Consider the following 23,715-nt stretch of genomic DNA (forward strand, 5'->3'; position numbering starts at 1 on the left):
GCGCAAGTGACTCGCCTACGGCCAGACGAGGCCGGATCTTGAACAGACCGCTTGGCGAACCCGCTGGGCCAACCTATGATTAATCTATTGGGGAGCCAGGAAAATTCTTTGCCGCACGTCAGATTCGTTTAGGGGGCCAAGCGACATGAGGGGCGTGATACCGGAAGCCATCGGGCTGAATGTGGTTCGCCACTATGCCGGCGAAGTTGAGCTGTCTGGTGAAACTCTGGTCATCCAAACGCCGCCCGAACAATGGAACTATGCCGTCGCCTTGCCGGTGCGCCATGAAATTCTTGAGAAGGCCGGTTGCGCGCGCTCTCCGGCGCGGATCGAACTTGAGGTGATCGTTCACGCCGGGCGCCTGGGAATCGGTTGCGCCAACAAGAGTGGTAGCGGATTTCTCGACCAGACAATGCTGGAACCTGCCGCGGAACCTAAGCTTATCGAGTTGACGGTCCACGATATCAGCCAATGCAGTGCCCTGGTCCTGCGCAACGACTGGAACCAGAATAAGCCGACATTGGCTTCCGTCTTGTCCGTCAAGGTATCGTGCCAGGAGAATTCGCAAGAAGACGTGCTGTTCGCTTTCTACGATCTGAACTGGATGCCGGCCAGCTTCGACTTCGCCTCGTTCCTGATGGATGCTGAAATCGCCCGCGTTAAGGCGGGATTGGCGCGAATTCACGTCGTCGTCATTCCCGGCAACCTCGACAACAACAAACTGGTCAACGACGACCAGGAAGCCGCCGTGGATCAATTTTCGCGGCGCTGGCGGCTGCACAATCTTTTGCTGCCCTTGTTGCCTTTCTATCCGTCCGTCAGCGGGTTTGCCGTGGCGGAACCCCGCCTTGAGGCGATGCGGATGCTGGCCAGCTGCAAACATACCTATCCTGTGCGCGAGGAGTTGGGCGTGAAGGACATTGCGGCGATCTTTCAAAGTCTGATGCTGAACCTTGCGTCGTGCGATGGCTGCCTGCGTCCCGAAGCACCTTTTCAAGGCAAACGCTATGTCCGCCATTGGATGGACCGTCATCTGGGCCAAGGACGTCTTCCCATCGCCATTACCCTGCGCGATGCCGGCTACAGTCCAGAGCGCAACAGCAACATCGAGGTTTGGGGGGAATTCGCCCGAGGGCTGGATTCCACCCGCTACGCCCCCTTCTTTATTCCGGACACGGATACCGCTTTTCTGGGGCCGCCGCAGGCGCTTGCGGGATTTCCCTGGTTTTCGGACGCCTCGTTCAACTTAGGCCTGCGTTTCGCGGCAAACGAGATGGCATATCTTAATCTTCTGACCAGCGGCGGCGCATCGACGCTCTGCTCGTACAGCAAGTCTGTGCGTTATCTCTATCTCAAGCAGGTCGTAGCCGAGGCTGCCGAGGCGTCGGAAGCGTATTTGCGCCGATTGGGGCATACGCCAGGGCAAAACGTACCTTTTGCCGGTCCTTTTCAGAAATGGATTTGGCAAGACGATACCTTGGAGGTCATCGAAAGCGAGTTCCACGCCATGGTGGCACTTATCGGGCCGCCGTGATAAATCTGTGCGACGCCTCGATTCGGCTGCAGGAAACGCCGAGCCGGATGGCTCAATAGGGGGTAACGGATCGTACATGCGGATATTGGTAACGGGCGCCGGAGGGTTTATCGGAGCAAGGCTTGTCGCCGATTTGATCGCCTCTGGCTTTGACGTTGTCGCACACAGCCGTAAGCCCAAGCCGTCCAACGCCCTCGGCATTCAGTGGATCTCCGGAGACTTGGGAAAACCCATCACCGAGGCGTTGGCGCTGGATGCCATCGTCCATTGCGCCTCGCGCAACCGTTTGCCTGCCGCGCTGCCCAGCGAGTATCTGAACGACAATGTCCGCGCGATGGAACGGTTGCTGGAGCTGGCGGCTCGGACAGAGGTCAAGAAATTCATCTTTCTATCCTCGATTTCCGTCTATGGCCGGGTAACCGATCCTGTGCTGGACGAGGCTACGCCCTGCCGTTTCGAAACAGATTTCGGCTTGAGCAAGCTGATGTGCGAGCGTCTGTTAGCCGAGTCCAGCACCCAATTTTCGGCCATCGCGCTCAGGCTGCCTGGCGTCGTCGGCCCAGGGGCGCACCATGTTTGGCTGGCCAGGTTGTGCCAGTCCTTGCGCCAAAACGATTCGGTGGCGATCCAGAATCCCGAGTCCATGCACAACAATCTCCTGCATGTCGCCGATCTGTCCCGTTTCGTGGGTCAACTTCTGGCCGGGAAAGATTGGCAGGGATTCGAGGCCGTCAACCTGGCGGTCGACGAGGCCTGGCCAGTGCGCCAGGTGGCGGAAACCCTGAAGCGGGCCGTGGGTTCGGACTCGCCGATCATCGTCGAGGAATCTCAATCCTTACCCTATGTGATTGATTCGACTCTGGCCCGAAAGAGTTTCGGATTTTGCACCATGCCGATGCTGGAGACGCTGACCCGCTTTGCCAAGGAGCCCCGATGACCAAGATGCCGTCACTTCATTCCGAGGCCCAGGATCTGACCGGCAGCCAAGGACTGCAATCCCTGGGACTGGGCAGCAGTTGGGCCTATCACGACGATCCCCGCCATCTTCTGTTCTCGATGGCGCGCTACAAATTCGTGGCCAAAATGTTTCTGGGACTAAGCAATGTTCTGGAGGTCGGCTGCGCTGACGGTTTCTTCACGCGCATCGTCCTGCAAGCGGTCGGGCGGGTGACGGGGATCGACATCGACGGGGCGATGATCGAGTCTGCCAGTCAAATCATGAGTCCGCGCTGGCCGTTTACCGCCTTGCGTCACGACATTCTGGAAAGGCCGGTGGAAGGACTTTTTGACGGCGCCTACTCGCTTGACGTTCTTGAACATATCCCGGCCAGCCAGGAAGAGCTTTTTATCATGAATATCCTGGCCTCGCTCAAGCCCGAGGCGTCGCTGATCGTCGGCATGCCGTCCCTGCAGTCGCAGGCCCACGCCTCGCAGGTCAGCCGGGCCCATCACGTCAATTGCAAGGACCAGCCCGAACTTAAGACTCTGTTGAGCAAGTTCTTCCATAATGTCTTCCTCTTTTCCATGAACGACGAAATCGTCCATACTGGCTTCCATCCCATGTCGCATTACAATCTCGCTCTGTGCTGCCACCGCAAGGAAACGCCGCCATGCTGATCCTTGGCCTTCATGGTGGCATTACCCAGCTTCAGCACGACCCTTCGGCAACCCTGATCGGCGATGGTCTGATTCTGGCCGCCGCCGAGGAAGAGCGCTTTAGCCGCGTTAAATCGGCGCTGGGTCAGTTGCCGATCTACGCCACCGCCGCCTGCCTGAAGCAGGCCGGTGTTACGATGAAGGATGTCGACCTAGTCGTGCATTCCGGTTCGACCTTTGCCGATTTGGAAGAACGGATCCGCCGTTACCTGATCCATTATTTTGGCCTTGCTCCGAAAATCCTGATGGTCCGCCATCAGGAAGCTCACTTGGCTTCGGCTTATTACGGCTCGGGATTCGACCGCGCCATGGTGTTGTCGGCGGACGGCTATGGTGATCAGGAAAGCGGGGCCTTCGCCATTGGTGAGGGGCGGGAGTTGACCTTGTTGGAAGGGCGGGGGGCAGACGTTTCGCTGGGTCAGTTCTACGCCGCCATCACTTCGTATCTTGGCTTTTCGGTCAACGAGGACGAGTACAAGGTCATGGGGTTGGCCCCTTACGGCAAGCCGGGGGTCGACCTGTCGCGCTATCTTGAGGTGGGTGAAGACGACTACCGGATTGACTCGTCTCTGTGGGAACGCAAGCCCAAGCCGATGTCGCGCTACGAGTCCTGGTATAACGACAGTTTGGTCGAACATCTAGGGCCGGCCAGGAGACGCGACGACCCGCTGACCGACCGGCACCGTGACCTCGCCTATGCCACGCAGGAAGTCTTCGAGCGGGCGATGGTCGCTTTGGTCACGCGTCTGCACAGGCAAACCGGGATGGACAGCCTGTGCCTGGCCGGCGGCTGCGCCCTCAACTGTTCGGCTAACCGGGTGCTGGCCGAACTGCCTTTCGTCCGCCGCCTGTTTGTGCAGCCTGCCGCTTCGGACCGCGGCATCAGTCTGGGCTGCGCGCTTCTGGGGGCGGCTCAAAGCGGCATCGAGATGCCGCCGGCGCTTCGCCATGTCTATCTGGGGCCCGATTACCCCGGCGAATCGCTTCTCGGCGCTCTCAAGCTGACCGGCCATGCCTATTCGCAGCCGCAGGACCTAGCCTCGGTTGCCGCCCGTCTGCTCGCCAAAGGCAAGATCGTCGCCCGATTTGAGGGGCGGGCGGAATACGGCCCCAGGGCCTTGGGCAACCGGACGATCATGGCCGATCCCAGGTCCGCCGAAATGAAGGACGTCATCAACAGCAAGGTGAAGTTCCGCGAGGAATTCCGGCCTTTCGCGCCCGCCGTGCTGGCAGAGCGTTGCCCCGAAATCTTTGAAATACCGATTGAAAACGGCGCCTCGCCTTTCATGACCATGGCGCTGCCGGTCAAGCCCGGTTGGCTGGGCAAGCTGAAGGCGGTTACCCATGTCCAGGGAACGGCGCGCGTGCAGGCCGTGTACCGCGACGTGTCGCCTGGTTTTTATGATGTGATATCCGCCTTCGACCGGCTGACTGGTGTTCCGGCCTTGCTCAATACCAGCTTCAACGTGCGCGGAGAGCCGATTGTGGAAACCCCCTTGAACGCATTGGCCACCTTTGCGGCGACTGGAATCGATGCCCTGCTGCTGGGGCCGTATCTGCTTGTTAAGCCAGGTGTCGATGCGGGTTGAACTGGTGCCTAGCTGCTAAGGCGTGATAGTCTGACATTCTAGGAACCCAAGAACCTGGTGGAAATGATGAGCAATCCAGTCGCGGTCGTTACCGGGGGAGCAGGTTTCATAGGAAGCCATATGGTCGACCTCTTGCTGGACGAAGGCTACAACGTCCGGGTGATCGATAACTTTTCGGGTGGACATGAACGGAATTTGGCCCATCACGCTGGCAATCCCCGCTTGGCGATCGAACGGGCGGACATCCTGACGCTTGAACCCCAGGCTTCCGTTTTCAAGGATGCCGCCTGCCTGTTCCATTTCGCCGGCATCGGCGACATTGTGCCTTCGATCGAACGGCCGACCGATTACCTCAACACCAACGTCCAAGGGACCGTGCGGGTCCTTGAAGGAGCGCGGGCGGGCGGCATTGGCAAGGTCGTCTATGCCGCCTCGTCGTCCTGCTACGGGCTGGCGGCAACCCCGACCGGCGAGGATCATCCCATCGCTCCCCAATATCCCTATGCGCTGTCGAAATATCAGGGCGAGCAATGCGTTCTGCACTGGCATCAAGTCTACCGGCTGCCGGTCAATTCCATCCGCATCTTCAACGCCTATGGGCCGCGGGTGCGCACGACCGGCGCCTATGGGGCCGTCTTCGGCGTCTTCTTGCGCCAGAAGCTGGCAGCAAAGCCCTTCACGGTGGTGGGCGATGGCACGCAAAAACGTGACTTCGTCTATGTCACCGATGTGGCACGGGCCTTTTTCCTGGCCTCGCAAACGCCGCTGGCGGGGCGGATATGGAACCTCGGTACTGGCAATCCGCAATCGGTCCTGCGACTGGTCGAACTGCTGGGCGGGCCGGTGACCCATGTTCCCAGGCGCCCCGGCGAACCCGACGCCACCTGGGCGGATATTGGTGCCATCACGCGCGATCTGGGTTGGGCGCCGAGGGTCAGCTTCGAAGAGGGGGTCGGGCACATGCTGGACGATATTGAGGTCTGGCGGGACGCCCCATTGTGGGATCCCGATTCCATCAAGACGGCCACGAAAACCTGGTTCGACTTTCTTGGTACGGAAAAAACCGCATGACTCTGACCTTGGCATCGAAATACGGCAACAAGATCAAGACGGCCGAGGAACTGATCGAACTGATCGGCCCCAGGCCGCGCAAGCACTCCGTGGTCATGTGTCACGGCGTTTTCGATCTGGTGCATCCCGGCCATATCCGCCATCTGCTGTACGCTAAAAGCAAGGCCGACATCCTGGTTGCCAGCCTGACCGCCGATCAGCACATCAACAAGGCCCAATACCGCCCGTTCGTGCCGCAGGATCTGCGCGCCCTTAACCTGGCGGCGCTGGAAATGGTCGATTACGTCGTCATCGACCCTGATCCGACGCCTCTTGCCAACATCGCACACATTCAGCCCGACCTTTTCGCCAAGGGCTACGAATACCAGGATACCGGCATTCATCCCAAGACGCAGGAGGAACTGGACCTCGTCACCTCCTACGGCGGCGAGATGCTGTTTACGCCGGGCGACATCGTATATTCCTCGTCGGCGATCATCGAGACGGTTCCGCCCAATCTGACCGTCGATAAGCTGGTCACGTTGATGGAGGCCGAGAACATCACCTTCGACCGGCTGCGCCAGACCCTGGCCAAGGCCAAGGGAATCCCGGTGCATGTCGTCGGCGACACCATCGTCGACAGCCTGACCTACACGACCTTGATTGGCGGTATGACCAAGTCGCCGACCCCGTCGGTACGCTTCGACCGCAAGGTGGATTTCATTGGCGGCGCTGCTGTCGTGGCCAGGCATCTCAGGGCGGCGGGGGCACAGGTGTCGCTCTCGACTGTGCTGGGAAAGGACGAGTTTAAGAAGTTTGTGTTGGACGGCTTGGCCCAAGACGGTATCACCTGCCAGGCGGTGATCGACCGCACGCGTCCCACCACCAACAAGAACGCCATCGTTTGCGGCGGCTATCGCCTTTTGAAGGTGGACAACGTCGACACTCGTCCCGTGATGGGGCCGATTCTCGACAAGCTGGTCAAGCAGATCGCCGAGACGCCAGCCAAGGGCGTGGTGTTCAGCGATTTTCGCCACGGCATCTTCAACCGGCGCACCATTCCCGTGCTGGCTGGCGCCATTCCTGCCGGGGTCCTGCGCGTTGCCGACAGTCAAGTGGCCAGCCGCTGGGGCAACATCCTGGAATTCGAGGGCTTCGACCTCATCACTCCCAACGAGCGCGAGGCTCGTTTCGCCCTGGCCGATCAGGACAGCGGCGTCCGTCCCCTTGCTTCCAGTCTGTTCGAGGCCGCCAAATGCGGCACGCTGATCTTGAAACTAGGCGAGCGCGGCATCATCACTTGGCGTTCGACGGCCGACCATGCGGGCCGCCCCTTCCTGGTGCTGGACAGCTTTGCCGACCGGGTGGTCGATCCGGTGGGGGCGGGCGACGCCCTGCTGGCCTATTCGACGCTGGCCATGCTGGTCGGCGAATCGGAGGCGGTGGCCTCGATCCTGGGCTCGATCGCCGCCGCCCTGGAATGCGAGCATGACGGAAATATCCCGATCGGAATCGACAAAATGCTGGAAAGCATCGCCTCGATCGAGAAGTGCGCGGAGTTCCGCTGATGCGCGTCGTCGTCGCCGGCATGGGCGTCCAGGGCAGAAAGCGCAAGACCATCGCCGCCGCCGACGTGGTGGCCACCGTCGATCCGGTGGTCGAAGGCGTGGACCATAAGCGGATCGAAGATGTCAATCCAGCCAGTTACGATGCCGTCTTGTTGTGCGTCCCCGATCCAGAAAAGCCCACCCTGCTGCCTTGGCTGCTGGAGCGCGGCAAGCATGTCCTGGTCGAAAAGCCGTTGGAACTTGGCGACGGCGACTTCGTGGCGCTCGAAGCGCTGTCGCGCCGTCACGGAGCGTTACTTCAGGTTGGCTACAACCACCGCTACGAGCCGCATGTCGCCCGCATGCGCGAAACCCTGGCCTCGGGCGTTTTGGGTAGAATTTATTATTGCCGTTTCTTTTACGGCAACGGCACGGCGCGCGACGTGCGCAATTCTGCCTGGCGCGATCAGGGCTCGGGCGTTGTCGCCGACCTGGCCTCGCACCTTCTGGATACCGCCTGGGAATGGTTTGGGGATCTGCCGGCGCCGTTTAAGCTGATCTCGGCGCACCGGTTCGAGAACCGCGCCCCGGATCATGCCGTGATGGCCTGCGGGGGCGGCATCCCCATCGAAATGGAAGTGTCCCTGGTTTCCTGGCGCAATCATTTTTCCGCCCTGGTGGTGGGCGAGAAGGGCAGCGCCGAGATCGACTCGCTGTGTAAATGGGGACCGTCCAGCTTTAGCCTGCGTACCCGCGTCCTGCCCAGCGGACGTCCGCCCGAGGAATGCGTCACCCTGGTTCAGCCCGACCCCAGCTGGGCACTTGAATATGCTCATTTTAAAAAGGCCTGCCAGGCTCCGGCGCCCTACGATTCCAGCCGCGACCGGCGGATTGCCTGTCTGCTAGAAGGTATTGCCAAGGAATGCCTGGCATGAAACCTCGCATTGCTTTTGCTGGCATGACCCATCTGGGCCTGGTGTCCAGCGTCGCTGCCGCTGCCAAGGGGTTCGAGGTGCTGGGTTTCGATCCTGACGCCGCTTTGGTCGGGGCTTTGCAAGCCGGGCGCCTGCCGATCGTCGAGCCGGATCTTGACGACACCCTGGCCGCCAACGCCGAGCGTCTGGCCTTTACCAGCCGGATCGAGGACCTGGCGGGTTGCAACGTGGTTTTCCTGTCCGCCGACGTGCCGACCGGAGACGACGGGGGCAGCGATCTGTCCCCCATCCGCCGGTTGATCGAGACGGTTCTGCCGCATCTTGGCGCCGATGCCGTTTTCGTCGTCCTGTGCCAAGTGCCGCCCGGCTTCACGCGGACCGTGGGACGTGATGGGGCGCATCTGTTCTATCAGGTCGAGACGCTGATTTTTGGCCGCGCCATGGAACGCGCCTTACTGCCTGAACGCATTATCGTCGGCAAGAGCGACAGCGGGCTTGCTCTGCCCCCAGCCTATCGGGCCTATCTCGACGCCTTCGGCTGTCCCGTTCTGCCGATGGTCTACGAAAGTGCCGAATTGGCCAAGATCGCCATCAACTGTTTCTTGGTCGCCCAGGTCACCACCACCAACACGCTGGCCGGCCTGGCCGAACGGATCGGCGCCGACTGGGGTGAAATCGCCCCGGCCTTAAGGCTCGACGCCCGCATCGGCCCCAAGGCCTATCTGGGGCCAGGGCTTGGGCTGGCTGGCGGCAATCTCGAGCGCGATCTGGCGACGGTGCAGGCGCTGGCCTGCCAGTTCGGCAGCGAGGCGGGGCTGATCGACGCCATGACCGCCAACAGCAGCCTGCGCAAGGACTGGATGCTGACCACCCTGCACCGCGAGGTGCTGTCCAAGATGCCCAACCCCGTGATTGCCGTGCTGGGCCTGGCTTACAAGGAAAACACCCGTTCGACCAAGAACTCGCCGTCGCTGGCTTTGATCTCCTGCCTGAAGGATTGGCAAGTTAGGGTGTTCGATCCCGTGGTCGATCCTGAAGTGCTGACTCATCCCAAACTGGTTGCGGCCCCGTCGGCGCTGGCGGCGGCCCAAGGGGCCGACGTTCTTGTCATCGCCACCGCCTGGCCCGAATTCCGCTCGCTGACCGGCGAGGTCCTTGAAAAGGTCATGCGCGGGCGTACAGTCATCGATCCCTGGCGCGTGCTGGCGTCGGCGCCGGGCTTCGATCATTTCGTTTTGGGTGTGCCGCCCCGAAGGGAGGCTTCGCTTGCTGCGTCATCATAACAGCGCACCCTCGATGCCCAAGCGGGCCGTCGTCGTCGGCGGTGGCGGCTTCGTGGGCAGGGCCATCGTCAACGCTCTGCGGGCCAAGGGTTGCGAAACCGACGCCGTATTGAAAAGTGAGATCGACCTGCTGGCCGAAGACGCGCCCCAGCGCCTGGCTGCACGCATCCAGGACGGCGATGCGCTTATCCTGGTTTCGTTTCCAGCCCCGGCCCGCACGCATCAGGCCATGCTGGACGCCCTTCGCATGACGGCGGCCATGATCGACGCCATCAAGGGCAGGAAGTTAGCGCAACTGGTGGCGATCTCCAGCGATGCCGTCTACGCTTCCGCGCTCAGCCGCATCGACGAGCGGACCTGCCGCCAGCCCGACAGCTTTCACGGCATGGCCCATGCGGCGCGCGAATTGATGCTGGCCCAGGCCGCCAGCGCGCCTTTCGCCGTTCTCAGGCCCTGCTTGATCTATGGCGCCAAGGATCCCCATAACGGATACGGCCCCAACCGTTTCATGCGTCTTGCCGAAGCGGGCAAGCCGATCACCCTTTCCGGCCAGGGCGAGGAGTTGCGCGATCACATTTTCATCGAGGATGTTGCCGAGCTGGCAGCGCTTAGCGCCTTGTGGCGCTCATCGGGGTCGTTGAATCTGGCTACGGGCCATAGCGTGTCCTTTGCCGAAGTGGCTCAGATTTTGTCGGGCTTGATGCCCGGGCGGGTCCGCATCGAAACCCAGCCCAGGACACAGCCGGTCACCTACCGTCATTTCAGCGTCGAGGAGAGGATCAAGGCCTTTCCGGATTTCCAGCCGACGCCGCTGGCGTTAGGTTTGTCTCACGTCGTCAAGGAAGGACGCTGATGGCCGAAGTCGATTTGCTGGCCAAACTGCCCAAAAGCAAGGGAACGCGTGATCTGGCGGCGCGCAAAGCCGCTCTGACGGCAGAAAACATCCGCCTGTCGCGCGAATACGGTTGGGCCTATTTCGACGGCCCGCGCGAGATCGGCTATGGTGGTTACCGCTATGACGGGCGGTGGATTCCGGTGGCCGAGGACATCGTGCGCCATTTCGGTCTGAAGGCGGGCGATAGGGTGCTTGACGTCGGCTGCGCCAAGGGATTCCTGGTCAAGGACTTGATGACGGCGTGTCCAGGCCTTGAGGCTTTCGGCCTCGACATTTCCGAATATGCGGTGACCCACTGCGAGCCCGAAGTGGTGGGCCGCCTGCATATCGGCAACGCGCTCAGCCTGCCCTTCCCCGACGCTAGTTTTCAGGTCGTGATTTCCATCAACGCCATCCACAACCTGCCCCGCGATGGCGTAGTGCAGGCCCTGAAGGAAGTCCAGCGCTTGAGTGGCGGCAAGGCCTTTGTGCAGGTCGATTCCTACCGAACGCCCGAGCAGCGTGCCTTGTTCCTGGATTGGGTGCTGACCGCCGAATTCCACGATTACCCTGAAGGCTGGTTCAAGCTGTTCGACGAGGCCGGCTACACCGGCGACTGGTATTGGACAATTCTGGAGTAGAGACGCGACATGGCAAAAACCTATGCGATCCTGGGTGCCGCGGGCTGTTTTTCCGTGCAGACCGCACTTTGGCTTCTTGACCATGCCGAACCGTCCAAGGTGATCGGCGTTGGCCGCCATCCCTTGCCCGAGGACTCCTTCTCGCTGGGCGTTCACCGGCGCAAGGGCTACGAATACCACGCCTACCACGTCACCTATGAATGGGAAGAGCTACTGGAACTGCTCGACCGCGAGCGGCCCGAGGTCATCATCAATTTCGCTGCCCAGGGCGAGGGGGCACTTTCCTGGAAGAAGTCGTGGCGCTATTTCGAAACCAACTGCGTTGGGCTGACCAGGCTGGTCGAGCATTTGGGAAAGCGCGATTGGTTGGAACGCTTCATCCATATTGGTACCTCCGAACTGTATGGTTCGGTCGGCCATGCGGTGAACGAGGACCATCCCATCAAGCCCACTAATCCCTATGCTGTTTCAAAGGCCGCCTTTGACATGCATTTGGAATGCATCCGCGACGTGCTGGGTTTTCGGATGAACATCATCCGCCCTTCCAACGCCTATTGCCCGGCCCAGCGCCTGCACCGCGTTATCCCCAAGGCGGTGGTGCTGGGGCTGCAGGGTAAAAAGTTGCCGCTGCAGGGCGGCGGCGCGGTCCGCAAATCCTATTTCCATGCCCGAGACCTAGCTCGCGCGATCTATCTGGTGTCCGAGAAGGCGCCCTTGGGCGCCATCTACAACTGTGGACCCAAGGAGCCTATATCGATCCGTGAGATCGTCGAGAAGACCGCCCAGGCCTTGGGTATGCCGTTCGACGATCTGGTCGAGATGGCGCCCGCCCGCCAGGGCGAGGATGCCTGCTATTGGCTGGATTCGTCGCGTCTCATGCGCGACACCGGATGGGCGCCGCAAATCAGCCTGGAAGAAGGATTGGCCGAGATGGTCGAATGGGGCCGCGCTTATCTTGGCAATTTGCAGGAATATCCGACAGACTATGTGTTAAGAGCATGACCAGGGCTAACGATTTCGATACGGTGGCGGCAAGGCTGCGCTGCCTGAGCTACCGGCGGCGCATCCTCGGCGTAGCGCATGCCGTGCAGGCGGCGCATGTGGCGCCCGCCTTCTCGTGTCTCGAGATGGTCGATGCCATCTATTACGGCCTGAAGGGTGAGCACGATCATTTCCTGATCTCGAAGGGGCACGGGGTGCTGGCCCAGTATGCGGTGCTGGAGGGGCTGGGCATCCTGTCACCTGAGGAACTCGACCGATACGACACGTTGGATGGCCGCCTGGCCGCCCATCCCGACCGCGGCGTTCCGGGCATCGAAGCCTCGACCGGCTCCCTGGGCCATGGCATGGCCCTGGCGGCGGGCATGGCCCTGGCGGAACGCCTGCAAGGAACCATGGGATCTATTCACGTCCTGTTGTCAGACGGCGAATTCCAGGAAGGCTCGACCTGGGAAGCGATGATGATGGCCGCCAATCTCAAGCTTGGCAATCTGGTAGCCTATCTCGACCTCAACGATTTTCAGGGGCTGGGGCGGACCAGCCAAACCCATCCCGCCTTCTATCCGGTGCTGGACAAAGTGCGCGCCTTCGGCTGGGAAGCCCAGGAAGCCAACGGGCACGACGCGGGCATGGTGGTCTCGAAGGTGCGCGACCGGCAGGGCGGCAAGCCCTTCTTGCTGGTCGGGAAAACGGTGAAGGGGCGCGGCGTGTCCTTTATGGAGAACCAGCCGATCTGGCATTACCGCTCGCCCAATGACCAGGAGTACCGGCAAGCGCTCGACGAGTTGCATGAGGTCTCGTCATGAGAAACAATTTCGCCGCTGCCTTCCACGAAGCCGCCGGGCAGGATCCGCGCCTGTGCCTGCTGGTGGCCGATATTTCGCCCGCCGGTTCCATTCAGGCCTTCCGCGAGGCCTATCCCGACCGCTTCATCAATACCGGCGTTGCCGAGCAGGTGATGATCGGCATGGCCGCCGGTATGGCCATGCGTGGCTTGCGTCCCTTCGCCTATACCATTGCTCCGTTCGCGCTCTACCGGCCCTTCGAAATGATCCGGGTCGACCTGGCTTACCAGAATCTGCCCGTCACCGTGGTCGGCATCGGCGGCGGCGTCACCTATTCCGTTCTGGGCGGAACCCACCATGCCCAGGAAGATGTCGCCATCGCCTGCGCCGTGCCCAATATGGCCGTCATCGCCCCTTGCGATCCACTGGAAACGCGCGAGGCCACCAAGTGGTGCGCCGGGCAGGAACGGGGGCCGGTCTATCTGCGCCTGGGCAAGGCGGGCGAGCCGGATCTGACCTCGCAGACCAGCGAGCCATTCGTCTTCGGCAAGCTTAGGTTTTTGACCAAGGGCAGCGACGTCGCCGTTCTGTCCTACGGCCCGATCCTTAAGATGGGGGCCGAGATCGCTAACCGCTTTCGCCAAGAGGGCACTTCGGTCTCGCTGATTTCTGCCCATACGCTGAAACCCTTCGACACCGAGGGCGTGGCCGACCTGCTGGCGAATTGCCGCCGGGTTGTGGTGATCGAAGAGATGGTGCCGCATGGCGGCCTAGCCGACCGGGTGAAGGTGCTCGCCTGGGAACGGAAAGCCACCTGCCGCATCGACACCTTCACGCTGGACGATGCCTTCCACCACCGCTACGGCACACATGCCGAACTGCTGGCCGTTCACGGATTGGAGCTGGAGCGGATTTGGCAGAGTCTTAAACAAGATTCCTGATGACCGGGTGGAATGTCATGATCCTGCAGCGCAGCGCCAACCCGTTGGAGGGAGCATGAGTGCCGAGCAATTCTGCCGCCTGTGTGAAGGCGGCCTTGATCTGCTGGCAGACTTTACTGTGCTGCCCAGGGTGACCTCGGATGCCCGGCCCTGGCCGGCCGGGGGAGAGTTGGCCGTCTGCCGAGACTGCGGCTTGGTCCAGCATCCCGACACTTTGTCCTGGCGGGCCGAAGCCGCCGCCATCTATGCGGAATACGGTTTCTATCTTCAGGCAGATGGGGCAGAGCAGGCGGTCTTCGTCTCGGGACAGCCCAGGCGCCGTTCGGAACAGGTGCTGGATAGCGCTCTAGCGGTGCTGGCGCTGCCTGAACAGGGGCGTGCGGTGGACATCGGCTGCGGCAACGGCGGCATGCTGACGGCATTGTCATCGCGGCTGCCGGGATGGCGATTGACGGGGTACGACCAGGATAATCGCAGCGCTAAATTGGTCGAAGCCATTCCCGGCGTGGAGGTGCTTCATGTCGGCCCTCTCGGCAGCTTAGCGGGGCTGTTCGATTTTGCCACCCTGGCGCATTCCCTCGAGCATTTTCAGCACCCGGCAAAGACGCTGGCGGCGATCCGCCGCCAGTTGACTCCCGACGGCGCCCTGTTGGTCGAGGTTCCCGATCATCGCGCCAATCCCTTCGATCTCGTTTTGGCGGACCACGCCTGTCATTTCTCCCCAGCCACCCTCGACGCCACCTTGCGAGCCGGCGGCTTTGACCCCCTGACGGTGACCTGCGCCTGGGTGCCCAAGGAACTTTCTGCCGTGGCGCGGCCCGGGCCGCCGCAAGCCCCAGGACCAGCGGAATGCGGCGCAAGGAAGGGAGCCGAGGCGGGCGTCGCCTGGCTGAGCGCCCTAGCCGCTCAAGCGCGTGCTGCAGCTTCAACAAGCAAGGGCGTGGCGGTGTTCGGATCGTCGATCGGCGCTAGCTGGATGGTGGGGCTGCTGGGCGAGGCGGTGACGCTGCTGGTCGACGAAGACACTACGCGCCTCGGCCATTTCCATCTCGGCCGCCCAATCGTCTTGCCTGCCCAGGTTCCCGATGGAACCACCGTGTTGGTTCCTCTGGCGCCTGCCGTCGGCGCTGCCGTCGTCGCCCGGCTGGGGCAGGGGCCTGGAGAGTGGCTGGCCCCGCCCAGACTCACTTCCTAGAGCGGGTCGTCTGAAATCGAAGCCGTTAAACGGCTTCGATTGAGGGCGTGAATCCGCTCTACATATAATTTAGGGAACGATGTACATTTTAATCCGTGTCACAAAGTGACTCGGGTTAATACGATCGTGCGCTAGGCCGTTGCCTTGCCATGAACGATACGTTACCCTCCAAGGGGATGCTTTCTATTGCAAGACCGGACCGTTGATGCTCAAAGCACCTCGTTTTCGCCTTCAGCGCCGCTGGAATTCCCTTCAGCTTGCGATCTTGGCCCAGGTTGAAGCGGCATGAATGTTCTTGGCCTCTCTTTCGATTATCACGATGCCGCTGCGGCCCTGCTGGTGAAGGGGGAAATCGTTGCCGCCGCAGAAGAAGAGCGGTTCTCGCGCAAGAAGCATGACGCGTCGTACCCGGCCCGGGCCGTGGCCTTCTGCCTGGAACAGGCGGGAATTGGTGCCGGCGAGCTGGATGCCGTCGTCTTCTACGAATTCCCCTTCCTGAAATTCGAGCGCATTCTCGACCGGGCGATCCGCACCTTTCCAAAAAGTCTAGGCTACATCAAAAAAGCCTCCGAGAGCTGGTTTCGCACCGACAAGTTCGATGTCGCCGCACGCATTTCCGCCGACCTGGGGATCGGCCGCGACAAGATCCATTTCGTTCGCCACCACGCTTCGCATGCGGCGGCAGCCTTTTATTGTTCCCCTTTCGAAGAGGCGACCATCGTTACCCTTGATGGCGCCGGAGAGTTCGAAACGGCCACGATGGGGCTTGGCGACGCACAAGGGCTGCGGGTTCTGAACCGTTTTTGTTATCCGCATTCCGTCGGGCTGTTTTACAGCGCCATGACGGCTTTTCTTGGCTTTGAAGTCAACGAAGGCGAATACAAGGTCATGGGTATGGCGGGATTCGGAAGGCCCACGCAAACCGACAAGATCAGAAAACTGGTCCGCTATTCCGGCAAACGTTTCCGGGTGGACCTGTCCTATTTCAACTTCGACACGCCCGCCGATTCTTTTGCCAAGCCCAAGCTGAACGAGCTTTTGGGCACGCCCAGGATTCCCGAAAGCCCCTTCGATGTCGGCGATCCGGCCCTGCCCGAGGTTGACGATCCTGTGCAGACGTCCAGCCGTCATTACGCCGACATCGCCGCCAGCCTGCAACGCGTGACAGAGGACATCATTCTTGAAATCGTCAAGGACGCTGTCATGGAAACCGGAATCCGCAATGTCGTTTTGGCCGGTGGCGTGGCGCTGAACTCGCTGGCCAATGGGCGGATCATCCGGGAACTTGGCTATCCGCTCTATGTCCATCCTGCGGCGGGCGATGCTGGCGGCGCGCTGGGGGCGGCCCTTCATCACTATGTTTGCACGCACCGGCAGCCAAGGCCGAAGCCCCTGACCCGCGCCTTTCTTGGCAAGGGTTACGACGATGCGCTAATCCGCGACACGCTGGAACGTTCGGCAGTGTCCAGCGTGTCTTACGTCGATGATGATGAAGAGCTGTTGGCAAGAACGGCCAAATTGTTGCAGGATGGCCATGTTGTTGGCTGGTTTCAGGACCGCTTCGAGTGGGGGCCGCGCGCCTTGGGGGCTCGCAGCATTCTGGGCAATCCGGCCATTTCCGGCATGCGGCGCACCATCAACGAGAAAATCAAGTTCCGCGAACCTTTCCGCCCCTTCGCTCCGGCGGTTCTCGCCGAACGGGCCGCTGACTTCTTCGAAATGGATGCGCCCAAGACCCTTAGCCAGCCCGAGAATTTCATGCTGGCCGTCCACCGTGTCCGTCCCGAGATGCAAGCGGTCATTCCGTCGGTTACTCATGTCGACGGCACAGCCAGGGTGCAACTGCTGTGGCCTGATCAAAACCGTTTTCGCAAGCTTGTCGAGGCTTTTGACCGTCTGACGGGCATTCCCGTCATCTTGAATACGTCGTTTAACCGGCGCGGCGAGCCGATCGTCGCTTCGCCGCAGGACGCCTTGACGACCTTCTCCTGGAGCGGCATGGACTATCTGGTCATGTCCAATTTCATCATTGGAAAGGACGTTCTGTAAATGGCGGTTCTGCTGATCCTGCCGGAATTCGAAATCGGTCAGCGCGATTTCTGCCGCTTTCTTGTTTCCTTGTCGCTAAACATGCCTGACCAGTCTGTGACCGTCGCCGCTGCCCCAACCTGGGCGCCTCGCCATAGCCTCAACCTTGGCCGCGATGTCGAGTATCTTGATCCAAGACGGATTGCGGGCAGCTTTCAGCATCTGGTCTTCGTCGTCAAAGACAACGGCAAGGAACCGCCGTTCGACGTGGCGAAGGCCCTGGGTCCAGCCTTGACTGAGATGCATCTATATCGATTTACCCTGTGCTACCCTTATTTCAGGGCCCGTCTGGAATGGCTCTCCGGCCCCGATTATGCCGCCGCCTATCCGGCCATTGACAAGCATGTTTTCAACCGCCTTTCCCCTTATGGAACAGATTTTTTCTATTATTTTCCATATGCCTATTTGTTCCGCGAGTTGGGCGTCGGGCCCTTGAACGAATTCGGCATGCGCATCGATAAGAAGCTCGGCGCTTTTTCCAATCGTGCGTCGAATCATAAGCTGGTTGTCGTCTACGGTGGCTCCGCCGCCTGGAGTCTCGACTGCCTTCACAGCGAAATGTTTTCCTTCCGCCTTGAAGTGAAGCTGAACGAATGGGCGGCGGCCTCGTCGCGCGGCATGACGTTTTCCGTGTTGAACATGGGACAGCATGGCAATGTGGTGATGAATGAGATTATTAATCATGTCCTGTTTGCCGATCAACTGGCGCCGGATATCGTCATTGCTCATGACGGGTTTAACGATCTGGTCTATGGCGTGGTTTGCGATACGGCGCTGCTTAGCCAGCATCAGATTTGCTACCAGCACAATCTCGAGGAATGGTCGCAGATTCTGCATGCGACCGGCGACCGGCCAGGCAATCACCAGGGCGAGAAGATCTACGCAATCAAGAATACGCCGCACGCCATTCTGTCAGCTTACCTGAATAGAAAGAAGCAATTGTCGGATATGGTGACGGCGAAAGGCGGAAAGTTCATCTGGGGGCTTCAGCCTTTTGTCGAAAGCAAGGCCGAGATGCATCCTGAAGAGATAGCATGGAAAAACCGCGCACAAGACGATCAACGCGATCTGGGTAACGGTTTTGCCAATGCAAAAATGCTGCTCGACGCGCTTAGCGGCCATCTGTCGAAAATGGATATCGACAACGTAGACCTTCACCGCAGCTTTCAGCGCCTAGGCGCCGAGCAGCACATTTTCGTTGATAATGTTCATCTTTCGCCCGAGGGCGACGACCTGATCGCCGATGAATATTTCTCTTTCATCCGGCAACGGATAGAAAATGGACGCTGGTTTGCAGATGCTTAAGGAGGGCTGACATGCTGAAAAGAGATGCGAAACGCCTGTTCGGTTTGCTTGTTATGGCGGCAAATGCCGGTCAGTGGCGGACCATTCTGTTCTTTCTGCTCGGATTTCCTTGGCTGCTTGGGCTATTGGCGAAAATCCGAGCAAATCGTGAAGGAGAAAAAATCTCGCCTTTTATTTATACTATTCATTGATTGAAACGCTTTCTGAGATCTCTTATCTTTTCTATATAGGGTTTCGGTCTTGGAGAAACTGCATCGGTCATGTCGGGCCTCGTTTATAGCCATCTGAAGTTCGTCAACTTTCCCGACCGGATTGCGGCCTTGCAGGCCGGAAAGCTGGCGGCTCCCGTGCATGTCCGCATCAAGCCGATCAACCGCTGCAATCACAATTGCTGGTACTGCGCCTATCGTAAGAACAACCTGCAGCTAGGCCAGGACATGAGCGAGCAGGACGTCCTGCCCGAAGCCAAGATGTTTGAAATCGCCGATGACCTTTCGCAAATGGGGGTCCGCGCAGTGACGTTCTCGGGCGGCGGAGAGCCCTTGTTGTACAAGAAGCTGCCCGAGCTGATCGAACTGCTGGACAAGGGCGGCATCAGGGTTGCGGCGCTGACCAACGGAACAGCCTTGTCCGGGCGCAATGCCGAAGCTTTCGCCCGCCATGGAACATGGGTGCGCATTTCCATCGACGCTTGGGATGATGCATCATACGCGCTTGCGCGGGGCATCAAGGACAAGGAATTCACCCGGGTTGTCGACAATATCCGCGATTTTGCGGCGCGGAAAAGCCGCTGTCTGCTGGGTATCAGCATTATCGTCACCAAGGACAATTACCGGCATCTGTCCGGGATGATCTCTCTGTTCAAGTCGCTTGGCGTCAACCATGTCAGCCTGTCGGGCGTCGTAATCGACAACGATGGAAGGGCCAACAACGCTTACCATGCCCCATTCTATGAAGAGGTGACGAAATCCATTCTGGACTGTCAGAAGCGGCTAAGCAGCGATGATTTTCGCATCGTGAATTATTATCACGAAATCGAGGAGCGCTTTGACAAGGCCTATACCTTCTGCCCGTTCCAGCAGTTCCAAACCGTCATTGGCGCCGATGCCACGGTTTATACCTGCCATGACAAGGCTTATACCGCCAAGGGCGTCCTGGGCTCGATCAAGGACCGTTCGTTCAAGGATTTTTGGTTCTCCGACGAGTGCCGCGAGAAATTATGGGCAATCAATCCAAGCCTTGACTGCAGGCACCACTGCGTCGCGCACAAGCGCAATCTGATCTTGACCGAGATTCTCAGCCTCGACCAAGACCACAGCTGCTTCGTATAGCGGATACGTCATGCCGGAAATCGATTTCCTGACCTCGGTCCACAACTGCACGAAGCGCGATTATCTGGCCCGTGTCAATGTCTTCGACAAGTCGGAATGCGCTGTCATTGCCAAGCAGTTCGGCTACGACTATTGGGATGGCGACCGCCGTTTTGGCTATGGTGGATATGCTTACGATGGCCGCTGGCGTCCGGTCGCCGAGGCCATGGCCCGTCATTATGGCCTCAAGGCTCAAGACAAGGTTCTTGATATTGGCTGCGGCAAGGCCCACCTTCTCTTGGAGCTGACCCGTGCGGTGCCTGGCCTTGTGGTGGCTGGTCTCGATTTGTCCGCTTATGCCATCGAGAATGCGCCCGAGGAAATCAGGCCCAATCTGCGTCAAGGATGTGCGACATCGCTTCCCTGGCCTGACAAGGAGTTCGACCTCGTCTTCTCCATCAATGTTTTGCACAACCTATATAATTACGACCTTGTCGCGGCTTTGAGGGAGATCACGCGCACTTCGAACAAAGGCGCCTATGTCTGCGTCGAATCCTACCGGAGCGAACGCGAGAAAATGAATCTGCTGTACTGGCAATTGACCTGTGAATGCTTCTATACGCCAAAAGAGTGGCTATGGCTGTTCGGTCAGGCCGGATACAATGGCGATTACGGTTTCGTGTATCATGAGTAAACAAGCAGAGAGCAGTGGTTTTGACGCCAACAGTGCAAGTGCGGCGCTTGACGATTTGATTCATTGTTTACCGGATATTCACGCCTATCATGCTTCGACAACGCACCTGCACCGGCTTTTGTCACCGATAGCATTGCAGGCGGCGCACGCTTTGTTCCGCGACCCGAACATGCAGTCCAAGAGCTTTTCCGTATTCGGCGATGTCGTGATGCCCTATGTCGAAATGGGAAAAGTCGATTCTGTCGATATTCTTAATTTGAACGAACTTATTTTGTTCTCCTTTTATTGGAAGAACCGTCACATCTACAGTCACGCCGCCGACCTTGGCGCCAATATCGGCTGGCACAGCCTGCTTCTTTCACGGGTGGGCTATGAGGTGCGCGCCTGGGAGCCTGACCCCGGCACTTTCGCCCTTCTTCGGCGCAACCTTGATGCCAATCGATGCGCCAGCGTAACCCCTTATTGCAGTGCCGTTTCAGTGCATGATGGTACGGCGCGCTTCGTCCGCGTTCTCGGCAACCTGACGTCAAGCCACATTGAGGGTTCGAAGACGGCTCCCTATGGTGAGTTGGAAATGTTCGACGTTCCGCTGACGGCTTTTTCTCCGATCGCCGCGTGGGCTGATTTGGTCAAAATCGATATCGAAGGACATGAGGCCGACCTGCTCTGCTCGACCGATGCCTCCGTCTGGCAAGCAACCGACGCCCTGGCCGAGATTGGAACGCATGAGAACGCCCAGCGGTTATTCGAGCATTTCAATCGGATCGGCGTTTCCATCTTCAGCCAGAAGATTGGCTGGCAGCGCGTGCGCAGTGCCGACGACATTCCGGTTCACTATAGCGAGGGCAGCGTTTTCATTTCAACGAAGGCGGCAATGCCATGGTAGGCGCCTTGTCATTCAGGGAAAGCGTGACGCCATGATGCGGGTCATGCTGGTCATCCCGAATTCGGAATGGTATGCCCCGGGGACCTTTTGGCACCTTCATCCCTATCCCCTGGCCTTGCTGGCAGCGATGCTGGACCGTAACGACCACGTCATTCATATTCTCGATGCCAATGCCGATGCTCTGACGCCAGGGCAATTCGAGGCAGCCGTAAGGGACTGGCAGCCCGATGTCGTCGGTGTTTCGGTTCTGGCCAACGAGTTCGCGGTTACAGGCCATGTCGCCTGCAGTTGCGTCAAGAATGTATCGAAAACCATTGTAACCGTGCTTGGCGGCGTCTACCCGACTTCACGCCCAGCTGATGCCATCAAGGATTCGCATGTTGACTTCGTGGCGATTGGTGAAGGCGAATATTTGTTTCCTCAGTTGTTGGACCACCTTGCCGGAAAGGCGCCACTTCCAGACAAAGGACTGGCCTATCTGAAGGATGGGCGCGCCGTCGTCCAGGAGCGCGCCCCTTTCATTCAGGACCTGGATGCCATTCCCTATCCTGCTTACGATCTTATCGACTTTAATCGCTATGCGACGAAGGTCTATAAGTACATTGTCGATGCCCCGCGCGCTCTTCCCTACGCTAAACTCGTGACAAGCCGCGGCTGCCCGATTGGTTGCACCTTTTGTCAGGTTGAAACCATCTCCGGAAAAATGACCAGGTATCAATCGCCCGCCCGGGTTGTCGACGAGATGGAATGGCTGGTCGGCACTTATGGCGTCAAGGCCTTCGAATTCCTGGACGACAATTTTCTGGGCCACCGTGGTCGAGCACTGGCTATTTTCAACGAAATGATCCGCCGGCAGCTTCCCGTCGTTTGGAACGCTATGAATGTCAGCGCCTTTTATCTTTCAGAAGAGATGCTGGAAGTGATGAGGGCTTCGGGCTGCCGGTATGTTTCGATTGCAGTCGAGTCCGGCGTTCAAAGGGTTCTGAAAGAGATTATTCGAAAGCCAATTGACCTAGCCCATGTCAAGCGCCTGATTGCCAAAGCCAAAAGCCTTGGCATGGATACAAGCACGCTTTGGGTTATCGGCTCGCCCGGCGAGACGTGGGATGAAATCCGCACGACTTTGACCGTCGCCGAGGAGATCGACGCCCACTATGTGAAAATCAACTTGGCAACCCCTTATCCGGGCACAAAACTTTTCGATATGGCGGTCAGCGGGGGGTATCTTCCTGAAGACTTTTCATTCGACGACATCGCCTGGGGTCAGGCCAGTTTCCAGACGGAAGAATTCTCAAAAGCCGAGCTGACGGTTCTTCGCGCCTTCGAATGGGACAGAATCAATTTTTCGAATGCCGACAGGTGCCGTGAAATCGCCCGGATGATGGGAATTGGCGAGGATCGCTTGGCCGAAATTCGCCGCTCTACCCGCGAGAATGCCCTCAAGATACTCCCTGGCCTTGGATCGAAGCAGACGGTGAACCAGCCACCGACTTGCGTTGGCGACTTGTCGATCTCGACGAACACCTAGATGGTTCGAACATGACAGTTCTTCTTCTTGGCGGCAGCGGAAAAATCGGAACGGCACTCAGGCATGCCACAACGAATAGGCACGTTCTGTTCTCTCCAAGTTCGTCCGAGCTTGATTGCGCGGATTTCAACGAGCTTGACCGCATTGTCGACGCCTGCCAGCCAAGGGCGATTATCAACGCCGTCGTGTTCGGCAGTGTCGACGCCTGCGAGAACAACCCACAGCGAGCCCTGAAATTGAATGCCTTCCTGCCCCGCCATCTGGCAAGAAGATGCGCCAAGGATGGAATTCACCTCATCCATTTCAGCACGGATGTCGTATATTCCGGCTTGAGCAATCGCGCCCCTTATCGCGAGGATGACAGCCCGGATCCAATTAACACTTATGGCATGACCAAATATCTTGGGGACATCTTCATCCAGGAAGAAGCCAAGAACTATCACATTCTGCGGATTGGCGTGCTGTTCGGAAACAATCGTAAAGGCCATCAGTTTTTCGAGAAGATGGTCGTGCGTGCGAAGCGTGGCGAGGCCCTGAAGGCGGCAACGGATGTCGTTACCTCGCCGACATCAGCTATGGACGTTGCTGAACTGGTTTGTGCGCTTTTGGAAGGGGCCTGCATCTATCCCCCCCTTCTACATGCGGCGAATTCCGGCTCGGCAAGTCTTTACGACTTCCTGTCCTATGGGCTGTCCTGCCTGAATATCACGGCCAAGGTGGACCCTGTTTTGGCTTCGGCGTTCCCATCGGTTGCCCGGCGCTCACTGGCTACGCCACTTGCATCGAATTTCATCGTCAGAAGACCCTGGCAAGAAGCTCTGCTAGACTATTGCCAGGCGACTTTGAATGCGATCTCATCTGCCAAGGACGAATGA

The 23,715-nt window shown here is 59.2% G+C and carries 22 protein-coding genes; all 22 read left to right on the forward strand.

The window, feature by feature from the left end:
- The first annotated feature begins 145 nt into the window (after nucleotides 1-145).
- The 22 genes from HQL44_13820 (at nucleotide 146) to HQL44_13925 (ending at nucleotide 23,715) form a co-directional block, all read left to right on the forward strand.
- Nucleotides 146-1,534, forward strand: coding sequence for a hypothetical protein (locus HQL44_13820; protein MBF0269657.1), 1,389 nt, complete (start codon nucleotides 146-148; stop codon nucleotides 1,532-1,534).
- 76 nt (nucleotides 1,535-1,610) lie between these two features.
- Complete coding sequence (locus HQL44_13825; GenBank protein MBF0269658.1) at nucleotides 1,611-2,471, forward strand: NAD(P)-dependent oxidoreductase; 861 nt, start codon at nucleotides 1,611-1,613, stop codon at nucleotides 2,469-2,471.
- Nucleotides 2,468-3,151 carry a class I SAM-dependent methyltransferase gene (locus HQL44_13830; GenBank protein MBF0269659.1) on the forward strand — a complete coding sequence of 228 codons (684 nt, stop codon included), beginning with the start codon at nucleotides 2,468-2,470 and terminating at the stop codon, nucleotides 3,149-3,151. The genes HQL44_13825 and HQL44_13830 overlap by 4 nt, the downstream gene beginning before the upstream one ends.
- Nucleotides 3,145-4,779: a carbamoyltransferase gene (locus HQL44_13835; GenBank protein MBF0269660.1), complete on the forward strand. Its 1,635-nt coding sequence runs from the start codon at nucleotides 3,145-3,147 to the stop codon at nucleotides 4,777-4,779. Before HQL44_13830 ends, HQL44_13835 begins: the two co-directional genes overlap by 7 nt.
- Before the next feature lie 63 nt (nucleotides 4,780-4,842).
- On the forward strand, nucleotides 4,843-5,850 hold the full coding sequence (locus HQL44_13840) for an NAD-dependent epimerase/dehydratase family protein (GenBank protein MBF0269661.1): 1,008 nt from the start codon (nucleotides 4,843-4,845) through the stop codon (nucleotides 5,848-5,850).
- Nucleotides 5,847-7,397, forward strand: coding sequence for an adenylyltransferase/cytidyltransferase family protein (locus HQL44_13845; GenBank protein ID MBF0269662.1), 1,551 nt, complete (start codon nucleotides 5,847-5,849; stop codon nucleotides 7,395-7,397). Before HQL44_13840 ends, HQL44_13845 begins: the two co-directional genes overlap by 4 nt.
- On the forward strand, nucleotides 7,397-8,311 hold the full coding sequence (locus tag HQL44_13850) for a Gfo/Idh/MocA family oxidoreductase (GenBank protein ID MBF0269663.1): 915 nt from the start codon (nucleotides 7,397-7,399) through the stop codon (nucleotides 8,309-8,311). The genes HQL44_13845 and HQL44_13850 overlap by 1 nt, the downstream gene beginning before the upstream one ends.
- Nucleotides 8,299-9,594 carry a nucleotide sugar dehydrogenase gene (locus tag HQL44_13855; GenBank protein ID MBF0269664.1) on the forward strand — a complete coding sequence of 432 codons (1,296 nt, stop codon included), beginning with the start codon at nucleotides 8,299-8,301 and terminating at the stop codon, nucleotides 9,592-9,594. The genes HQL44_13850 and HQL44_13855 overlap by 13 nt, the downstream gene beginning before the upstream one ends.
- The gene (locus HQL44_13860; GenBank protein MBF0269665.1) at nucleotides 9,578-10,447 is read left to right on the forward strand and encodes an NAD(P)-dependent oxidoreductase; all 870 of its coding nucleotides are present in this window, start codon (nucleotides 9,578-9,580) and stop codon (nucleotides 10,445-10,447) included. The genes HQL44_13855 and HQL44_13860 overlap by 17 nt, the downstream gene beginning before the upstream one ends.
- On the forward strand, nucleotides 10,447-11,109 hold the full coding sequence (locus tag HQL44_13865) for a methyltransferase domain-containing protein (protein ID MBF0269666.1): 663 nt from the start codon (nucleotides 10,447-10,449) through the stop codon (nucleotides 11,107-11,109). The genes HQL44_13860 and HQL44_13865 overlap by 1 nt, the downstream gene beginning before the upstream one ends.
- Before the next feature lie 9 nt (nucleotides 11,110-11,118).
- The gene (locus HQL44_13870) at nucleotides 11,119-12,111 is read left to right on the forward strand and encodes a GDP-mannose 4,6-dehydratase (GenBank protein MBF0269667.1); all 993 of its coding nucleotides are present in this window, start codon (nucleotides 11,119-11,121) and stop codon (nucleotides 12,109-12,111) included.
- Nucleotides 12,108-12,914, forward strand: coding sequence for a transketolase (locus HQL44_13875; GenBank protein ID MBF0269668.1), 807 nt, complete (start codon nucleotides 12,108-12,110; stop codon nucleotides 12,912-12,914). The genes HQL44_13870 and HQL44_13875 overlap by 4 nt, the downstream gene beginning before the upstream one ends.
- The gene (locus tag HQL44_13880) at nucleotides 12,911-13,834 is read left to right on the forward strand and encodes a transketolase (GenBank protein MBF0269669.1); all 924 of its coding nucleotides are present in this window, start codon (nucleotides 12,911-12,913) and stop codon (nucleotides 13,832-13,834) included. The genes HQL44_13875 and HQL44_13880 overlap by 4 nt, the downstream gene beginning before the upstream one ends.
- 55 nt (nucleotides 13,835-13,889) lie before the next feature.
- Entirely contained in the window at nucleotides 13,890-15,029 is a 1,140-nt protein-coding gene (locus HQL44_13885; GenBank protein MBF0269670.1) for a class I SAM-dependent methyltransferase, read from the forward strand.
- A gap of 285 nt (nucleotides 15,030-15,314) precedes the next feature.
- Entirely contained in the window at nucleotides 15,315-17,078 is a 1,764-nt protein-coding gene (locus HQL44_13890) for a hypothetical protein (protein MBF0269671.1), read from the forward strand.
- A 246-nt stretch (nucleotides 17,079-17,324) separates the two neighbouring features.
- Nucleotides 17,325-18,422, forward strand: a complete 1,098-nt coding sequence (locus tag HQL44_13895; protein ID MBF0269672.1) for a hypothetical protein — start codon at nucleotides 17,325-17,327, stop codon at nucleotides 18,420-18,422.
- Between the two features lie 11 nt (nucleotides 18,423-18,433).
- Entirely contained in the window at nucleotides 18,434-18,613 is a 180-nt protein-coding gene (locus HQL44_13900) for a hypothetical protein (GenBank protein MBF0269673.1), read from the forward strand.
- Between the two features lie 69 nt (nucleotides 18,614-18,682).
- The gene (locus HQL44_13905; GenBank protein MBF0269674.1) at nucleotides 18,683-19,753 is read left to right on the forward strand and encodes a radical SAM protein; all 1,071 of its coding nucleotides are present in this window, start codon (nucleotides 18,683-18,685) and stop codon (nucleotides 19,751-19,753) included.
- 10 nt (nucleotides 19,754-19,763) lie between these two features.
- Complete coding sequence (locus tag HQL44_13910; GenBank protein ID MBF0269675.1) at nucleotides 19,764-20,426, forward strand: class I SAM-dependent methyltransferase; 663 nt, start codon at nucleotides 19,764-19,766, stop codon at nucleotides 20,424-20,426.
- A complete protein-coding gene (locus HQL44_13915; GenBank protein ID MBF0269676.1) occupies nucleotides 20,419-21,312 on the forward strand; it encodes an FkbM family methyltransferase in 894 nt (297 codons plus the stop codon). The genes HQL44_13910 and HQL44_13915 overlap by 8 nt, the downstream gene beginning before the upstream one ends.
- Nucleotides 21,313-21,343: 31 nt before the next feature.
- The gene (locus HQL44_13920) at nucleotides 21,344-22,840 is read left to right on the forward strand and encodes a radical SAM protein (GenBank protein MBF0269677.1); all 1,497 of its coding nucleotides are present in this window, start codon (nucleotides 21,344-21,346) and stop codon (nucleotides 22,838-22,840) included.
- 11 nt (nucleotides 22,841-22,851) lie between these two features.
- Nucleotides 22,852-23,715: an NAD(P)-dependent oxidoreductase gene (locus tag HQL44_13925; GenBank protein MBF0269678.1), complete on the forward strand. Its 864-nt coding sequence runs from the start codon at nucleotides 22,852-22,854 to the stop codon at nucleotides 23,713-23,715.

Source organism: Alphaproteobacteria bacterium (assembly GCA_015231795.1).
Taxonomy (GTDB): Bacteria; Pseudomonadota; Alphaproteobacteria; order Rhodospirillales; family WMHbin7; genus WMHbin7.

Excerpts from the sequence above, each read along its gene's own strand:
- HQL44_13820 (MBF0269657.1), top strand. The coding sequence starts at position 146 with ATGAGGGGCGTGATACCGGAAGCCATCGGGCTGAATGTGGTTCGCCAC.
- HQL44_13825 (MBF0269658.1), top strand. The coding sequence starts at position 1,611 with ATGCGGATATTGGTAACGGGCGCCGGAGGGTTTATCGGAGCAAGGCTT.
- HQL44_13830 (MBF0269659.1), top strand. The coding sequence starts at position 2,468 with ATGACCAAGATGCCGTCACTTCATTCCGAGGCCCAGGATCTGACCGGC.
- HQL44_13835 (MBF0269660.1), top strand. The coding sequence starts at position 3,145 with ATGCTGATCCTTGGCCTTCATGGTGGCATTACCCAGCTTCAGCACGAC.
- HQL44_13840 (MBF0269661.1), top strand. The coding sequence starts at position 4,843 with ATGATGAGCAATCCAGTCGCGGTCGTTACCGGGGGAGCAGGTTTCATA.
- HQL44_13845 (MBF0269662.1), top strand. The coding sequence starts at position 5,847 with ATGACTCTGACCTTGGCATCGAAATACGGCAACAAGATCAAGACGGCC.
- HQL44_13850 (MBF0269663.1), top strand. The coding sequence starts at position 7,397 with ATGCGCGTCGTCGTCGCCGGCATGGGCGTCCAGGGCAGAAAGCGCAAG.
- HQL44_13855 (MBF0269664.1), top strand. The coding sequence starts at position 8,299 with ATGCCTGGCATGAAACCTCGCATTGCTTTTGCTGGCATGACCCATCTG.
- HQL44_13865 (MBF0269666.1), top strand. The coding sequence starts at position 10,447 with ATGGCCGAAGTCGATTTGCTGGCCAAACTGCCCAAAAGCAAGGGAACG.
- HQL44_13870 (MBF0269667.1), top strand. The coding sequence starts at position 11,119 with ATGGCAAAAACCTATGCGATCCTGGGTGCCGCGGGCTGTTTTTCCGTG.
- HQL44_13875 (MBF0269668.1), top strand. The coding sequence starts at position 12,108 with ATGACCAGGGCTAACGATTTCGATACGGTGGCGGCAAGGCTGCGCTGC.
- HQL44_13880 (MBF0269669.1), top strand. The coding sequence starts at position 12,911 with ATGAGAAACAATTTCGCCGCTGCCTTCCACGAAGCCGCCGGGCAGGAT.
- HQL44_13885 (MBF0269670.1), top strand. The coding sequence starts at position 13,890 with ATGAGTGCCGAGCAATTCTGCCGCCTGTGTGAAGGCGGCCTTGATCTG.
- HQL44_13890 (MBF0269671.1), top strand. The coding sequence starts at position 15,315 with ATGAATGTTCTTGGCCTCTCTTTCGATTATCACGATGCCGCTGCGGCC.
- HQL44_13900 (MBF0269673.1), top strand. The coding sequence starts at position 18,434 with ATGCTGAAAAGAGATGCGAAACGCCTGTTCGGTTTGCTTGTTATGGCG.
- HQL44_13905 (MBF0269674.1), top strand. The coding sequence starts at position 18,683 with ATGTCGGGCCTCGTTTATAGCCATCTGAAGTTCGTCAACTTTCCCGAC.
- HQL44_13910 (MBF0269675.1), top strand. The coding sequence starts at position 19,764 with ATGCCGGAAATCGATTTCCTGACCTCGGTCCACAACTGCACGAAGCGC.
- HQL44_13915 (MBF0269676.1), top strand. The coding sequence starts at position 20,419 with ATGAGTAAACAAGCAGAGAGCAGTGGTTTTGACGCCAACAGTGCAAGT.
- HQL44_13920 (MBF0269677.1), top strand. The coding sequence starts at position 21,344 with ATGATGCGGGTCATGCTGGTCATCCCGAATTCGGAATGGTATGCCCCG.
- HQL44_13925 (MBF0269678.1), top strand. The coding sequence starts at position 22,852 with ATGACAGTTCTTCTTCTTGGCGGCAGCGGAAAAATCGGAACGGCACTC.